We start from the raw sequence: 450 nt of genomic DNA on the forward strand, positions 1-450 counted from the left end.
GCGGCGGCGCTGGCGCGCGCGCAGCCACAGCGCCCAGCCGAGGGTGGCCAGCCACAGCAGGCCCAGGACCAGGGCCAGCCAGCGCCAGGCGGCGCCTTCGGCGGGTCCGGCCAGGGTCGCCGGCAACGCCTGGGTGGTCTCGCCTGCCGGCGCCGGCACGGCCCCGTCCGGCGCCGGCAGGGCGCGCCCGGGTGCGGCCGCGGCCACCTCCAGTTCCAGGTCCGGCAGGGTCGCCTGGCGCGCCTGCCCGGCGCCTGCATCCCACCAGTCCACCGCCAGGCCGGGGATCCGCAGCGGCCCCGCGCGCAGCGGCACCACCGCGAAGCGGCGCACCACGGTCAGCTGCGGCCGGCCGTCGACGAAGCGCTCGGTGGTCTCGGCGCGTTCGGCGAACACCTGGGCGCCCTCCACCTGCGGCACCGGCAGGTCCAGCGGCTGCGCGCCGGAGGC

General features: G+C 80.4%; 1 pseudogene. It reads right to left on the bottom strand.

Annotated features, from left to right (window positions below):
- Positions 1 to 450 (bottom strand): annotated as a pseudogene (locus tag B351_RS16240) (BatD family protein); the annotation flags it as partial.

It is taken from the genome of Pseudoxanthomonas sp. GW2 (assembly GCF_000283075.1).
GTDB lineage: Bacteria > Pseudomonadota > Gammaproteobacteria > Xanthomonadales > Xanthomonadaceae > Pseudoxanthomonas.